This is a genomic window from Streptomyces changchenzhani, from assembly GCF_039766235.1.
GTDB lineage: Bacteria > Actinomycetota > Actinomycetes > Streptomycetales > Streptomycetaceae > Streptomyces.
In genome coordinates this window covers 57,384-71,573 of record NZ_JBDHNH010000014.1, presented here as the reverse complement: position 1 = coordinate 71,573, position 14,190 = coordinate 57,384, and the positions used below count along the sequence as shown (strand labels likewise).

The window sequence follows — 14,190 nt, the reverse complement described above, 5'->3', positions numbered from 1 at the left end:
GTGGCGCGGGCGTGCGGGTCGCCGGGGGCGCGGGGCTGCCCCCTACCCGCCCCTTCCCGCTGCGTCATTTACGGCTGCCGCCGCGTGGCGGGGCTCCGCCCCGGATCCCGGTCCTCAAACGCCGGACGGGCTGAAATTCAGCCCGCCCGGCGGGCCCCAGGCCCTACGGACCCTGCCCCTACAGGCCATACACCCCCTACCCCCCGTCCTCCCCCGGCGTCGCGTTCTTGTCGTGCCACTTGGGATCGTTCTCCCACTGGAGGTTGCGGGCCGCCGCCGTCTCCATCGCGTGCCTCGCCTCCTCCCGACTCGCGTACGGCCCGAACCGGTCCTTGCCCGGACAGTCCGGGCCTTCCTCTACGGTCTTGTGCTCCAGGCAGTAGAACCACTCGCCCGGCTTTCCGACCGTCCGCTTCTTGAACAGGGCCATCGTCGGCTCCTTCCTCTGCCGCCATGCTGCCCGATAGCGGCTGGATACACTCGCTGGCATGTCTGGCCAGTCACTGCTCGTACCCGGAGAGATCTCTCCCATCCGTTCCGTCCCCGGCAACATCCGGCGTCCCGAGTACGTCGGGAAGCCGATGCCCACGCCGTACAAGGGCCCGGAGGTGCAAGAACCCGAACTCGTCGAACGGATGCGCATCGCGGGCCGCATCGCCGCGCAGGCGATGGAGGAGGCCGCCAAGCACATCTCGCCCGGTGTCACCACGGACGAGCTCGACCGGGTCGCGCACGACTTCATGGTCGATCACGGCGCGTACCCCTCGACGCTCGGCTATCGCGGATACCCGAAGTCACTGTGCAGTTCCGTCAACGAGGTCATCTGCCACGGCATCCCGGACTCCACGGTGCTGCGCGACGGCGACATCGTGAACCTCGATGTGACGGCGTACATCAACGGTGTACACGGCGACAACAACGCCACCTACCTGTGCGGCGACGTCGACGAGGAGTCGCGGCTGCTGGTGGAGCGCACCCGCGAGTCCCTCGCCCGCGCCATCAAGGCCGTCAGGCCGGGCCGCCAGATCAACATCATCGGGCGGGTCATCGAGTCCTATGCCAAGCGCTTCGGTTACGGCGTGGTGCGGGACTTCACCGGTCACGGCATCAACACGTCGTTCCACTCCGGGCTGATCGTCCCGCACTACGACAGCCCGAACGCGACCACCGTCATGCAGCCCGGCATGACCTTCACCATCGAGCCGATGCTCACGCTGGGCACCCACGACTACGACATGTGGGACGACGGCTGGACCGTGGTGACGAAGGACCGGAGGCGGACCGCGCAGTTCGAACACACGCTCGTCGTGACGGAGACCGGGGCGGAAATTCTCACGCTGCCGTAGGGGAAGCCGGGGAAGGGGGCCTCGGGGGAGCCCCCGAGGAGGCACAAAGGGAGCTTCAGAGGGAGCCGTAAAGAAAATTGGGGCGTAGCGTTTTTACCGACAGATCGTCGGGAACCAATTGACTTAGGCATACCTAAGTAGGAGGATCGGAGCTGGCGGCTCCCACAGCTGCCGACGCGCGCCCCTCTCTTCCTTTCCCGTCCCCCTCGGTCCCCGGAGGCCCGCCTTGGACGCAACCGCCACCGCCGTCACCCCGTTCTCCACGCTGATCCGCACCGTTACGCACGAGCAGCACACCGAGGTGAACACCTCCACCTTCATGAGTGACCTGCTCGACCGCCGGCTCGGTGTGGACGCGTACACGCGCTACACCGAGCAGCTGTGGTTCGTGTACCGCGCGCTGGAGGACGCCGCCGAGTCCCTGCGGAACGACCCGGTCGCGGGCCCGTTCATGCAGACCGAACTGATGCGCACCGCCGAGCTGGAGCGCGATCTGGCGCATCTGCGCGGCGCAAACTGGCGCGACGGCCTGGCGCCATTGCCCGCGACCGCGGCGTACGCGGCGCGGGTCACCGAGTGCGCGCGTACCTGGCCCGCCGGGTATGTGGCGCACCACTACACGCGCTACCTCGGGGATCTGTCGGGCGGTCAGGTTCTCCGTGACACGGCGGAGAAGACCTGGGGCTTCGAGCACAAGGGCGACGGCGTGCGCTTCTATGTCTTCGAGAAGATCACCAACCCCGCCGCGTTCAAACGGGGTTACCGCGAGCTGCTCGACCAGGTGAACGCGGACGACCTGGAGAAGCAGCGCATCATCGACGAGTGCAAGCGCGCCTTCGACTTCAACGGCGCGATCTTCCGCGAGCTGAGCGGGGAGTTCCCGCTCAGCGCGTAGCAGTTGCCTTTGCGACGTCGGGCCCGTGCCGCTGCTGCGGTACGGGCCCCACTCGTGGCGAGCCGCTGGTGCGGGGCGAAGCCCCTCCCCGGCTTGGTCAGGCGATCGCCGTGGGGTCGATCGGGTCGACTCCGGTGTCCTTGTAAAGCGCCGGCTGCAAGGACACGACAACCCGTCCGCCTGGCCACTCGGCGCAGGGGCGTGACAGATGCACCGCTTGCGTGACGCGCCAGTCCACACCGGCCCCGATGAGTACACCGGCGGCCAGGGCTGCGGTGAGATCGACGGGCTCCACTTCGAGGCCGGGCAGGCTGGCGACGTGCTCGCCCAGCCCGGTGCGGTCGCCTTCCGCGGCTGCGAGGGAGAGCGCCGGAACATGGCCGACGGCCTTCCCCTCGGCAGCTGCGACAACGAGCGCGGACAGCTGCCGGTGCCCGGCTCCGAGAGTCAGCAGCGCCGTATGGTCGAGAACGAATGGGATCACGCGGCGCCCCCGCCCTGATTCCCACGGGCCGCAATCGCGTCCAACAGGCGTCCACCGGCGGCCTCGTCGGCCGTGGTGAGCTCCACGCCCATGTGCTTCCGAAGGTAGGCGCGGGCGGCTGCACCACGGGCCTTGAGCTCCGCGTGGGTGGGCTTGGAGTTCGCGAGGTCTTCCACGAGGCCACGGATCGTGGTGCCCTGTTCCGCAGCCAGTATGCCGAGCCGGTCCCGGGCGGCCTTCGAGACCTTGATGCTGGTGTCGATGTCATCCTTCATGCAGCCACTCTACCCGCGGTAGAGCCACAGGCGCAGCCCACTCCGTACAGCGGGACCCCGACGGCGGGGCCGCACCGCCGTGTCGCGCGGTGCGGCCCCGCCGTATGGGGACTTGGGGCGGGGTGTCCGGGCCCGATCAGGCCTGGGTGCGGCGCCTGCGGGCGGCGAAGACCACTGCGGCGCCCGCGGCCACGACGATGCCGGAGGCGCCGATGAGGGTCCCGGCCGGGACCTCGGAACCGGTGGAGGCGAGGTTGCCGCCCGTGGAACCGCCTGTCGTGCCCGCGCCGCCGACAGTGCCGCCGCCGGTGAGCGAACCGGTCGTGGAGCCCGTGGTCGAACCGGTCGTGGAGCCGGTCGTGGAGCCGCCCGTGCCGGTGCCGCCCGTGGTGCTCGTGCCGCCGCTGCTCGCCGGCAGCTGCCCGCCCTCGGTGACGGAGACCGCGACGGCGACCTTGTCGAGCTGGTCGCCCGCCTTGTAGGGCGCGCCGAAGATCTTCGCGCCGTCGGCGGTCAGGGTCGCCGGGACGCCGGAGAGCGCGACGACGCCGTCCTTGGCCTTGAGCGAGCCCGCCTTCAGGGTCAGGTCGGCGAGGGGGCGGTCCTTGAACGTGACGGCCTTGTGGGTCTCACGGTCGTTGGAGACGCCGTCCACCACGATCCTGCCCTTGGTGCCGCTCGCCTCGACACGGAAGTTGGCGAACTTCGTGTCCAGGACCCACTTGCCGCTCGCGTCCTTGTGGCCGAGGAAGCGGACGGAGCCGCCGAAGGCCGCGTCGAGGGTGTTCTTCCCGGCGTCGAAGGTTCCCGTGCCCTTGGGGAAACGCCAACCCGCGCCCTGCTTGACGGCGCCGCCTGCGAGCTCGATCTTGCCGTGCGCGATGGGGCCGTTGATGTAGTCGACGAAGCGCTTGTAGAGACCCCAGTCGAGGTTGCCGTCGACGATCTCGCCGGCGGCGGCGGTGGGCTTGTCGGTCGGCTTGTCCGTCGGCTTGTCCGTCGGCTTGCCGGTCGGGGGGTCGGTGGGCTTGTCCGTCGGGGGGTCGGTCGGCTTGCTGTCCACTGCCTTCACCGAGAGCGTGGCCGGGTCGAGCGGGTCGCCCGCCTTGTAGAAGCCGCCGAACGCGCCGACGCCGGCCTCCGTCAGTTTCGCCGGGATGTCCTTGAAGACCATCGCGCCGCCCGCGCCCTGACCGGGCCGTACCGCCGACAGGTCGAGGTCGGCGACCGCGACGTCGTCCGTGATGACGACCTTGCCCGTCCCCATGTCCTTGGACGAGACATCGGCGGTGATCGCACCGGCCTTGCCCGCCGTGCTGAGCTTCAGGTCGGAGAACTTGAGGTCGAGCGCGCCCCCGTGGGCGGTGAAGCGCACACCGCCCTGGAAGGTCGTGTCGGTGGCGTGCGTCGTGGTGTTGTAGGTGCCCTTGCCGTCCACGAAGGTGAACACACCGTTGTCCGCGGCCTGCTTGGCGCCGCCCTCGGTGGTGATCTTCCCGGACCCGCCGACGTAGTCGCGGAACGTCTTCTTGATGCCCCAGTCCAGCGTGCCGTCCTTCAGTTCCATCGTCGGAGCGGCGGCCCCGGGCCGGCCGGTCGTGGGCTCGTCCGCCGCGAGCGCGGGGAAGGCGAAGGCGGTCGCGCCGAGCGCGGTCACGGTGGCGACTGCGGCGGTGATGGCTATCGGGCGGCGGGTGGCTGCCATGGTCGGTCGTCTCCTTGGGGAAAGTGAAAGGTACTGCGGGGGAAGGTCAGTTCTGGTCGGAATCGGCAGCGGCTGCCGTCGGTGTGCGGCGCTTGCGGGCGATGAACAGCCCGAGCGCGGCGGCGAGGAGGACCCCGGCGCCGATCGCCACGTACACACCGGTGGGGTTCGAGGAAGAGGCGGCGGAAGCGGCCGGAGCCGGGGAGGCCTCGGCCTTCTTCTCGGGCCGCGCGGTGGGCTTCGCGTCACTGCCGAGGTCGGGCAGGGCGGGGAGCTGCGCCTTCTTGTCGACGGCGACAGCCAGCGAGACCGGGTCCATCCCGGTGCCCGCCTTGTACATGGCGCCGAAGGCCTTCGCGCCGCCCGCGGTCAGTTTCGCGGGGGATTCGGTGAGGGCCAACAGGCCGTCCTTGGGGCGAAGTTCCTTCGCCTCGAAGGTGATCAGGGGGACGGCTTTGTCCGTCGGGCCCTCGGCTGTGGTGACGTCCGCGACGAGCGTGCCCCGGCCGTCCTTCACGCCGACCGTGACCTTCGCGAGGGTCAGGTCCAGGTGCTGCCCGGTGAAGCGGACACTGCCGGCGAAGTCCGCGGCGAGGGTCTGCTTCTTCTCGTCGTACGTTCCCTTGCCCTTGGGGAAGCGGAAGAGCGCCCCGCCGTCCTGGGCGCCGTCGGTCAGTTCCCACTTGCCCTTGGAGATGGACCCGGTGACGTACTCGCGGAAGGTGCGGCGTACGCCCCAGTCCACAGCCGCGTTCTGGAACGCGCCCGTGGCCTTGGGCTGCTTCTTCGCCGGCCTCGGCTTCTTGGCCTTCGGGTCCTTCTTGCCGTCGGGCTCGGCCGACGGGGCCTTGGTGGGCGCTGCCGCCACATCGGCCGACAGGCTCACCGGGTCGAGCTGTGTACCGGCCGCGTAGTACCCGGCGAAGGCCTTCGCGCCCTGCGAAGTCAGCGTCGCGGGGAGGCCGTTGAGGGCGATCGGGCCGCCGGCGCCCTTCATGTTGATGCCGGAGACGCCGAGGTTGGCAAGCGGCACCTGTGAGGACGTGGTGACCCGGCCGGTCCCCTTGTCCTTGCTGACCATGTCGGCGAAGAGCGTGCCGCTGCCACCGGATATCCGGACCGTGGGCCTGCCGATCGTCAGGTCCAGGTCATGCCCGCCGTCGGGCTTCTTGTGGCCGGTGAAGTGGACCGCGCCCGAGAAGGCGGCGCTCAGGGTGCCGCTGCCGGGGTCGTACGTACCGGCTGCCGAATGGAAGCGGAACTGGCTGCCGCCGACCGTGGCGGCCCCGCCCTGCAGGCTCCAACTGCCCTTCGCTATCGGTCCTGTGACATAGCTCTGGAAGGAGGACTTGATGCCCCAGTCCAGCCTGCCGCCCTGCACGGTGCGGTCCGCCGCCCGGGCGGCGGTGGCTGGGATCAGGGCTCCCAGCAGTGCCGCGAGAAGTGCGGCGGCGAACGCGCGGGCCGGTCTGGACGACAACATCAGGGTCCCTCCGAGGTCTGGTGAGCGAGGTAAGGCTAACCTAAGCTAACCCTCCTCGGTCCGTAACCCTCGGACCTCGGCAAACTTCAACACCCTCATCAACCACATCGGATCCCCACAGAACGACAGGACGGTGCCCTTAGTGCGATCGCCAGCCGCGTCCCCGCGCATCCCACGCCTGGCAGGTGCACTGCTGTCCGTGCTCGCCCTGGCCGTCGCCGCCACCGGCTGCGGCGGTACGTCATCGGGCTCGGACACGGGCTCGGACACGGGCGCGGACACCAAGGCCGCCGCCGGCGCCGCCGACCGCGTCGAGCCGCTCCCGGCCGCGCCGGAGCCCCGGCTGCCCGTCACCGTGCAGTCCGCGGACGGCAAGCAAGTGAAGGTCGCGTCCACGGCCCGGATCGTGCCGCTGACCGGCAGCCTGAGCGAGATCGTCTTCACGCTCGGCCTCGGCAAGCAGGTCGTCGCCCGGGACATCACCGCCACGTTCGAGCAGGCCAAGGATCTGCCGGTAGTGACACGTGCGCACGACGTCTCGGCGGAGAGCGTGCTCTCGCTCCGGCCGACCCTCGTACTCGCCGACACCTCGACGGGTCCGGCCGAGGCCATCGATCAGATCCGCGACGCGGGAATCCCTCTCGTGGTGGTCGAGCCGGCCAAGAGCCTCGACGATGTCGGCCCGCGCATCGCCGCGGTGGCGGGCGCGTTGGGCGTCGAGGCCGCCGGTGACGCGCTGGCCGAGCGGACCGCGGACCGGATCGCCGCCGTACAGAAGGACATCCCCGAGCCGGCCGCGGACGGGAAGAAGCCGCGGGTCGCGTTCCTCTACTTGCGGGGTACTGCGTCGGTGTATCTGCTCGGCGGGCTTGAATCCGGGGCGAGTTCACTGCTTGAGGCGGCGGGTGCGGTCGACGCGGGCAAGGCGTCCGGGCTGAGGAAGGACTTCACCGCGATCACGAGCGAGGCCCTGGCGAAGGCCGCGCCCGACGCGATCCTGGTGATGGCGAAGGGCCTCGACTCGGTCGGTGGCATCGACGGCCTGGTGAAGATCCCCGGTGTGGCCGAGACGCCCGCCGGCCTGGACCGCCGCGTCGTGTCCATCGACGACGGGGTGCTGCTCAACTACGGTCCGCGCACCGACCAGGTGCTGCGCTCACTCGTCGAGCAGCTCTACGCGAAGGGGAAGTGACGGTGGCCGTCTCCCCTCCTTCGATTCCCTCGATACGTTCCCAGTGCCTGGGCGACGCACCCGAAGCGGCCGATCCGCGGCCGGCGCCCGCCGAGAAGCGGGGGCGCCGGCCGCGCGGCACCGCCTTCGCCCTCACCTTCGGGCTCATCGGCGCGCTGGTCATCCTGGCGCTGCTCTCCGCGGGCATCGGCTCGTACCACATCGCCCTCGGCGACATCGTCGCCTCCGCCCAGCACCGCGTCGGCCTCGGCGGTGCGCCGCTCGACCGGGTCGGGGAGAGCGTCCTGTGGAACGTGCGGCTACCGCGCGTCGTGCTCGCGCTGCTCGTCGGGGCCTCGCTGGGCTGCGCGGGCGCGCTGATGCAGGGCGTGTTCGGCAATCCACTCGCCGAACCGGGCGTCATCGGCATCTCCGCGGGCGCGGCGGTGGGCGCGGTCGCCTCGATCGCGCTCGGGCTGAGCTTCTTCGGCAACTGGACGGTGACCATCTGCGCGTTCATCACCGGGCTGATCACCGTGCTGCTCGTATACGCGCTGTCCCGGTCCGGCGGGCGGACCGAGGTCGTCACACTCATCCTCACCGGCATCGCGGTGAACGCGTTCGCAGGCGCGCTCATCGGCCTTTTCATCTTCTTCGCGGACAACGCGCAGATCACCCAGATCACCTTCTGGCAGCTCGGCTCGCTCTCCCAGTCGACCTGGCCCAAGGTCCTCGCGGTGCTGCCCTGCGCGCTGCTCGGCCTCGCCGTCGCTCCCTTCTACGCCCGCAAGCTGGACCTGCTGGCGCTCGGCGAACGTCCGGCGCGGCATCTCGGTGTCGACGTCGAGAGGCTGCGAGTCGTACTGGTCCTGGTCGTCGCCCTGCTCACCGCGGCGGCGGTCGCGGTGGCCGGGATCATCTCCTTCGTCGGCCTGCTCGTCCCGCATCTGCTGCGGATGGCGAACGGACCTGCGCATCGCTTCCTGGTGCCCGCGAGCGCGTTGGGCGGGGCGCTGATCCTGGTGGCGGGCGACCTTGCCGCGCGGACGGTCGCATCGCCCGCGGAGTTGCCGCTCGGGGTGCTGACCGCGCTGTTCGGCAGCCCGTTCTTCTTCTGGCTGCTGCGGAGGACGCGGCGGCGGCAGGGTGGGTGGGCGTGAGGGGGGCGGCGGGTGCGGGTCGCCTGCGGCGGGCTTGTTCCCCACCCCGCCCCTTCCCGAAACCGGGGCAGGCCCCGGACCCCTGGACGCCCTTCGGGCGTGTCCTCAAACGCCGGACGGGCTGAAAACCCTGCCCACTTCAGACCGTCCGGCGTTTGAGGACCGGGGTCTGGGGCGGAGCCCCAGTTACGGGAAAGGGCGGGTAGGGGATCAGCGCCGCAGGCAACCCGCACCCGCCCCACCATTCGCACCCACCACCCGACCACCCCAAAGGCGCCCACATGATCCGCAACCTCTTCGCCCCCCGGCCCCGCGCACTCCCCCTCCCCCACTCCCCCGGCACACCCGCCGCCGAGGCGCACGCTCTGCATGTCCGGCTCGGGGCCCGCGAAGTGCTCAGCGGTATCGACCTGACCGCCCGCTCCGGCGAGGTGCTCGCGCTCGTCGGGCCCAACGGGGCCGGCAAGTCGACCCTGCTCGCCGCCCTCGCCGCCGACCTGCCCGCCGCCGCCGGAGAGGTCCGCATCGACGGGCGCCCCGCCCCCACCTGGTCCGCGCCCGAGCTGGCCCTGCGCCGCTCCGTGCTGCCCCAGTCCGCCGACCTGTCCTTCCCGTTCCCCGTCGAGGACGTCGTACGGATGGGGCGGGCGCCCTGGGCCGGTACCGACCGGGAGGACGAGGACGACCCGGCGGTGGCGGAGGCGATGGCGGCCACCGAAGTCGCGGAGTTCGCCGGCCGCCCCTTCTCCGCCCTGTCCGGCGGCGAGCGCGCCCGGGTCGCGCTCGCCCGCGTACTGGCGCAGCGGGCGCCCCTGCTCCTGCTCGACGAGCCGACCGCCGCGCTGGACCTGCGCCACCAGGAGCTGGTGCTGCGGATCTGCCGGGACCGGGCGGCGGCCGGGGACGCCGTGGTCGTCGTACTGCACGATCTGGGGCTGGCATCGGCGTACGCGGACCGGGTCGCGGTCCTGCAGGGCGGGCGGGTCGCTGCGGAGGGGCCGCCGGCCGAGGTATTCGGTGAGGCGTTGCTGAGCGAGGTGTACCGGCAGCCCGTCGAGGTGCTGGCGCACCCGCGGACCGGGGCGCCCCTGGTGCTCCCCCGGCGGGACCCCCGCCCCGGCCGGAACACCGACTATTGACCTGCGCTTGACCCTTCCGTGGGCTCTCCGAGGGGCAGCTGTGACCGTCCCGTATCCGGACATGACCCATGAGAGCCGAATCACTGGACGACCGGGGTTGGGTCAGGTAAGCCTCGGATAAGTTAGGTCAGCCTCACCCGAGGCTCCGAGGCCCTTCGCCTCCCCGATCCAGCCGCATGGAGCCCGAAATGCGACCCGTCCGTCTCTCTGCCGTCACCGCTGTCGCCACCGTGGCGGCACTGGCCGCCATCACGGGCTGCGCCGAGAAGAGCGATACCAAGGGCGGCGACGGCGCCGTCCAGGTCACCGCCAAGGACGACTCGTGCGAGGTGTCGAAGAAGGAGTTCCCGGCCGGCCATGTCGAACTGGCCGTGGAGAACAAGGGGTCCAAGGTCACCGAGGTCTACCTCCTCTTCCCCGACGACCGCATCGTCACCGAGCGCGAGAACATCGGCCCCGGCACCAAGGCCACCATCACCGCCGAGGTGAAGGCCGGCTCGTACGAGATCGCCTGCAAGCCCGGCATGAAGGGCGACGGCATCCGGCAGAAGGTCGAGGCGACCGGCGGCGGCAAGGTTGCCAAGCGCAGCCCGGAGATGGACGCGGCCGTCGCCGCGTTCCGTACGTACGTACAGGCGCAGGCGGACGAGACGCTGCCCAAGTCCAAGGTCTTCGTGGACGCGGTGAAGAAGGGCGACATCGAGGCCGCGAAGAAGGCGTACGCGGACTCGCGCATCGGCTGGGAGCGCACCGAGCCCGTCGCCGAGTCCTTCGGTGACATCGACCCCAAGGTCGACCTGCGCGAGGACGGCCTGGAGAAGGGGCAGGAGTGGACCGGCTGGCACCGTCTTGAGAAGGCCCTGTGGCAGGACAAGAAGATCGGCGCCGAGGAGAAGACCCTCGCCGACACCCTGCTCAAGGACCTCACCGACTGGCAGAACCGGGTCGGCAAGGCCGAGATCACCCCGACCTCGATGGCGAACGGCGCCAAGGAGCTCCTCGACGAGGTCGCCACCGGCAAGGTCACCGGTGAGGAAGAGCGCTACAGCCACACCGACCTCGTCGACTTCAAGGCGAACGTCGAGGGCGCGGAGAAGTCGTACGCGCTGCTCAAGCCGATCGCGTCAAAGAACGACCCGAAGCTCACCGCTGAACTCGACACCCAGTTCAAGGCGTTGAACGACCTGCTCGACAAGTACCGCGAGGACAAGACCTCTTACGTGTTCACGTCGTACGACAAGGTCGGCAAGGCGGAGCGCAAGGAGCTCAGCGACGGCGTCAACGCGCTCGCCGAGCCGCTGTCGAAGCTCGCCGCAGCAGTCGTGAAGTAGGAGGGCCCCGGCATGCCTGACGAGACCAACTCATCGACCCCATCGACCTCATCGACCCCATCGACCTCACTGACCGAGACCAACTCATCGGCTCCGTCCCGTCGTTCGCTCCTCGGCTGGGGCGGCGCCGGGCTCGCGCTCGGCGCCGCCGCGGCCGGTGGCGCGGCGGCCGCGCTGACCTCGGGGGACAACACCGCGCCCGCCGCGTCCGTGGGCGCCGCGGTGCCCTTCCACGGCCCGCACCAGGCCGGGATCGCCACCGCCGTGCAGGACAGGCTGCACTTCGCCGCGTTCGACGTGACGACGAAGGACCGTGCGGCCCTCGTCGAGCTCCTCAAGGAGTGGACGGCGGCAGCGGCCCGTATGACGGCGGGGCACGCGGTCGGCGAGGGCGCGTACGGCGGTCTCGCCGAGGCACCGCCGGACGACACCGGCGAGGCGCTCGGCCTCAAGCCGTCCCGCCTGACGCTGACCATCGGCTTCGGCCCGTCCCTGTTCGCCAAGGACCGCTTCGGACTCGACGGCCGGCGCCCCGAGGCGCTCGTCGACCTGCCGGTGTTCCCCGGCGACAACCTGGACGCGGCGCGCAGCGGCGGCGACCTGTGCGTACAGGCCTGCGCGGACGACCCGCAGGTCGCCGTGCACGCCATCCGCAACCTGGCCAGGATCGGCTTCGGCAAGGTCGCCATGCGCTGGTCCCAGCTCGGCTTCGGCAAGACCTCGTCGACAACGCCCGACGCGCAGACCCCGCGCAATCTCTTCGGCTTCAAGGACGGCACCCGCAATGTCGCGGGCACCGACGCCGCCGAGCTCGACAAGCATGTGTGGGTACGGGAGAAGGACGGGCCGGCCTGGATCGCGGGCGGCTCCTACCTCGTCGCCCGCCGCATAGCGATGCGCATCGAGACCTGGGACCGCACCTCCCTGTCCGAGCAGGAGGACATCTTCGGCCGTGACAAGGGCGAGGGCGCGGCGGTCGGCAAGGCGCGCGAGCGCGACGAGCCCAACCTCAAGGCGATGCTGCCGACTTCGCACGTCCGCCTCGCCCACCCGGACACCAACAGCGGCGCCCGGATGCTGCGCCGCGGCTACTCCTTCACCGACGGTACGGACGGGCTCGGCCGCCTCGACGCGGGGCTGTTCTTCCTGGCGTACCAGCGTGATGTGCGGGAGGCGTTCATTCCCGTACAGCGCAGTCTGGCGCGCGGTGACGCGCTCAACGAGTACATCCAGCACGTGGGTTCGGCGCTCTTCGCCGTCCCGCCGGGCGTCCGTGACAAGGGCGACTGGTGGGGCCGGGCGCTGTTCGAATAGGAGAAGGAGACCCGCCGTGTTCAGCAACTACCTGATCGGCTTGCGCGAGGGCCTCGAAGCGAGCCTCGTCGTCTGCATCCTGATCGCCTATCTGGTGAAGACGGAGCGACGCGACGCGCTGCGCCCCATCTGGATCGGCATCGGGGTGGCCATCGCCCTTTCGCTCGCCTTCGGCTTCGGCCTCGAATTCGGCTCGCAGGAGCTGACGTTCGAGGCGCAGGAGCTGCTCGGCGGCTCCCTGTCGATCATCGCGGTCTGCCTGGTGACCTGGATGGTCTTCTGGATGCGGCGCACCGCACGGCATTTGAAGGCCGACCTGCACGGCAAGCTGGACGCGGCTCTGCAGATGGGCACCGGCGCGCTGGTCGCGACGGCGTTCCTGGCGGTGGGGCGCGAGGGCCTGGAGACGGCATTGTTCGTCTGGGCCTCGGTGCGGGCGGCCACCGAGGAGTCGGGGTCGACCTCGGCGCCGCTGACGGGTGTGCTCCTCGGCATCGCCACCGCGATCGCGCTGGGCTGGCTGTTCTACAAGGGCGCGGTACGGATCAACCTGGCCAAGTTCTTCACCTGGACCGGCGGCATGCTGGTCGTGGTGGCCGCGGGTGTGCTCGCGTACGGCGTGCACGACCTCCAGGAGGCGCGGTTCCTCGGCGGGCTCGGCAGCAAGGCGTTCGACATCAGCACGACCGTCCCGCCGGACAGTTGGTACGGGACCCTGCTGAAGGGTGTCTTCAACTTCCAGCCCGACCCGACCGTTCTCCAGGTCACGGTGTGGGCGCTGTACCTGGTCCCGACGCTCGTGCTGTTCCTGTCCCCGGTAGGGTTCCGGACATCGGTGGGCACGAGCACGACGTCGGTGGGCACGAAGACACAGAAGGCAGCGCATGAGCAGGCTGAGGCTGGGGCGGCTGGCGGCGACGATCGCGAGCGCGGCGGCGTTGTCGATGACGGCGAGCGGGTGCGTGACCGTGCACGGCGAGCTGGAGATCGTACCGGCGGCGACGGAGACTGAGGCCGCGCAGGCTCTCAAGGACTTCACGCTCGCCTACAACAAGGCGGACAAGGCCTACGATCCGGCTCTCGACGCGGGCCGGGTCACCGGCCCGCTCGGCGCGATCAACCAGGCCGGGCTGAAGGCGCGGCAGATACAGAACCCGGACGGCAATCCGCGGCATCAGCCGCTGGAGCTGGCCGACGCGCAGTTTGTGCTGCCCAAGAAGGCGGGCTGGCCGCGGTGGTTCGTCGCGGACACCGACAGCAACCGTGACGAGGACGGCGGCCGGCAGGACAGCCGCTGGCTGCTGGTCTTCGTACGGGGCGGCCCGAACCAGCTCTGGGAGGCGTCCCACCTGGCGGTCCTCGCGAACGCCCAGGTGCCGCAGTTCACGAAGGACAAGGACGGCTTCGCCGAGCCCGTCGTGGCGGACGCGGCGGACTTGGCCGTGGCGCCGGAGGATCTGAGCGAGCGGTACGCGGCGTATCTGCGGGACGGTGAGGCGGGGAGCTTCGTGCCAGGACCGCACACCTCCGGGCTGCGCAAGACCCGCGCGGCCACGGCGCGGCGGCCTGGACGGGCCGTGCAGTACGTCGACCAGCGACTGGACACCGGGACGTACGCGCCGCTGGGCCTGGCCACGGAGGACGGCGGGGCCGCGGTCTTCTTCGCCACCCGCCAGTTCGAACAGCAGACCGTGGCCAAGGGGGTCCGGCTGGAGCTCAACGCGGATGTGCGGGCGCTGATGACCGGCACCGCGCGGACCAGCCTCACCAAGGAGCGCGTCTCCAGTCAGATCGCGCAGGTGGCGCCGAGGGACGCGGACAAGCCGCTGGTCGCGGTGCTGGCCCAGATCCAGGGGCTGACGGCCGCGAAGGGCGCGTAGCCTGCGG

At 70.5% G+C, this 14,190-nt stretch carries 14 protein-coding genes; 9 read left to right on the top strand and 5 right to left on the bottom strand.

Going from position 1 to position 14,190, the window contains the following annotated elements; all coding sequences use genetic code 11:
* Positions 1-196 precede the first annotated feature (196 nt).
* Complete coding sequence (locus ABCR94_RS33550; protein WP_347124665.1) at positions 197-430, bottom strand: hypothetical protein; 234 nt, start codon at positions 428-430, stop codon at positions 197-199.
* 58 nt (positions 431-488) lie between these two features.
* Between ABCR94_RS33550 and map the strand changes: the two genes are divergently transcribed.
* A complete protein-coding gene (gene map, locus ABCR94_RS33545) occupies positions 489-1,346 on the top strand; it encodes a type I methionyl aminopeptidase (protein WP_347124663.1) in 858 nt (285 codons plus the stop codon).
* A 226-nt stretch (positions 1,347-1,572) separates the two neighbouring features.
* Positions 1,573-2,241: a biliverdin-producing heme oxygenase gene (locus tag ABCR94_RS33540; RefSeq protein ID WP_347124661.1), complete on the top strand. Its 669-nt coding sequence runs from the start codon at positions 1,573-1,575 to the stop codon at positions 2,239-2,241.
* 97 nt (positions 2,242-2,338) lie between these two features.
* On the opposite strand, the gene ABCR94_RS33535 is transcribed toward ABCR94_RS33540, so the two are convergent.
* The 4 genes from ABCR94_RS33535 to ABCR94_RS33520 form a co-directional block, all read right to left on the bottom strand.
* Entirely contained in the window at positions 2,339-2,725 is a 387-nt protein-coding gene (locus tag ABCR94_RS33535) for a PIN domain-containing protein (protein ID WP_347124659.1), read from the bottom strand.
* Positions 2,722-3,000, bottom strand: a complete 279-nt coding sequence (locus ABCR94_RS33530) for a hypothetical protein (protein ID WP_347124658.1) — start codon at positions 2,998-3,000, stop codon at positions 2,722-2,724. Before ABCR94_RS33530 ends, ABCR94_RS33535 begins: the two co-directional genes overlap by 4 nt.
* Before the next feature lie 136 nt (positions 3,001-3,136).
* Positions 3,137-4,705 carry an HtaA domain-containing protein gene (locus tag ABCR94_RS33525; RefSeq protein WP_347124656.1) on the bottom strand — a complete coding sequence of 523 codons (1,569 nt, stop codon included), beginning with the start codon at positions 4,703-4,705 and terminating at the stop codon, positions 3,137-3,139.
* A gap of 46 nt (positions 4,706-4,751) precedes the next feature.
* Complete coding sequence (locus ABCR94_RS33520) at positions 4,752-6,188, bottom strand: HtaA domain-containing protein (RefSeq protein ID WP_347124654.1); 1,437 nt, start codon at positions 6,186-6,188, stop codon at positions 4,752-4,754.
* Between the two features lie 142 nt (positions 6,189-6,330).
* Between ABCR94_RS33520 and ABCR94_RS33515 the strand changes: the two genes are divergently transcribed.
* The 7 genes from ABCR94_RS33515 (at position 6,331) to ABCR94_RS33485 (ending at position 14,183) form a co-directional block, all read left to right on the top strand.
* Positions 6,331-7,380, top strand: a complete 1,050-nt coding sequence (locus ABCR94_RS33515) for a heme/hemin ABC transporter substrate-binding protein (protein ID WP_347124653.1) — start codon at positions 6,331-6,333, stop codon at positions 7,378-7,380.
* 47 nt (positions 7,381-7,427) lie between these two features.
* Positions 7,428-8,519: a FecCD family ABC transporter permease gene (locus ABCR94_RS33510; RefSeq protein ID WP_347124766.1), complete on the top strand. Its 1,092-nt coding sequence runs from the start codon at positions 7,428-7,430 to the stop codon at positions 8,517-8,519.
* Between the two features lie 281 nt (positions 8,520-8,800).
* On the top strand, positions 8,801-9,658 hold the full coding sequence (locus ABCR94_RS33505) for a heme ABC transporter ATP-binding protein (RefSeq protein WP_347124652.1): 858 nt from the start codon (positions 8,801-8,803) through the stop codon (positions 9,656-9,658).
* Positions 9,659-9,846: 188 nt separating this feature from the next.
* Entirely contained in the window at positions 9,847-10,989 is a 1,143-nt protein-coding gene (efeO, locus tag ABCR94_RS33500; protein WP_347124650.1) for an iron uptake system protein EfeO, read from the top strand.
* Between the two features lie 12 nt (positions 10,990-11,001).
* The gene (efeB, locus tag ABCR94_RS33495) at positions 11,002-12,303 is read left to right on the top strand and encodes an iron uptake transporter deferrochelatase/peroxidase subunit (protein WP_347124649.1); all 1,302 of its coding nucleotides are present in this window, start codon (positions 11,002-11,004) and stop codon (positions 12,301-12,303) included.
* Between the two features lie 16 nt (positions 12,304-12,319).
* Entirely contained in the window at positions 12,320-13,315 is a 996-nt protein-coding gene (efeU, locus tag ABCR94_RS33490; protein ID WP_347124647.1) for an iron uptake transporter permease EfeU, read from the top strand.
* Positions 13,248-14,183, top strand: coding sequence for an SCO2278 family lipoprotein (locus ABCR94_RS33485; RefSeq protein WP_347124764.1), 936 nt, complete (start codon positions 13,248-13,250; stop codon positions 14,181-14,183). The genes efeU and ABCR94_RS33485 overlap by 68 nt, the downstream gene beginning before the upstream one ends.
* Positions 14,184-14,190: the final 7 nt, after the last annotated feature.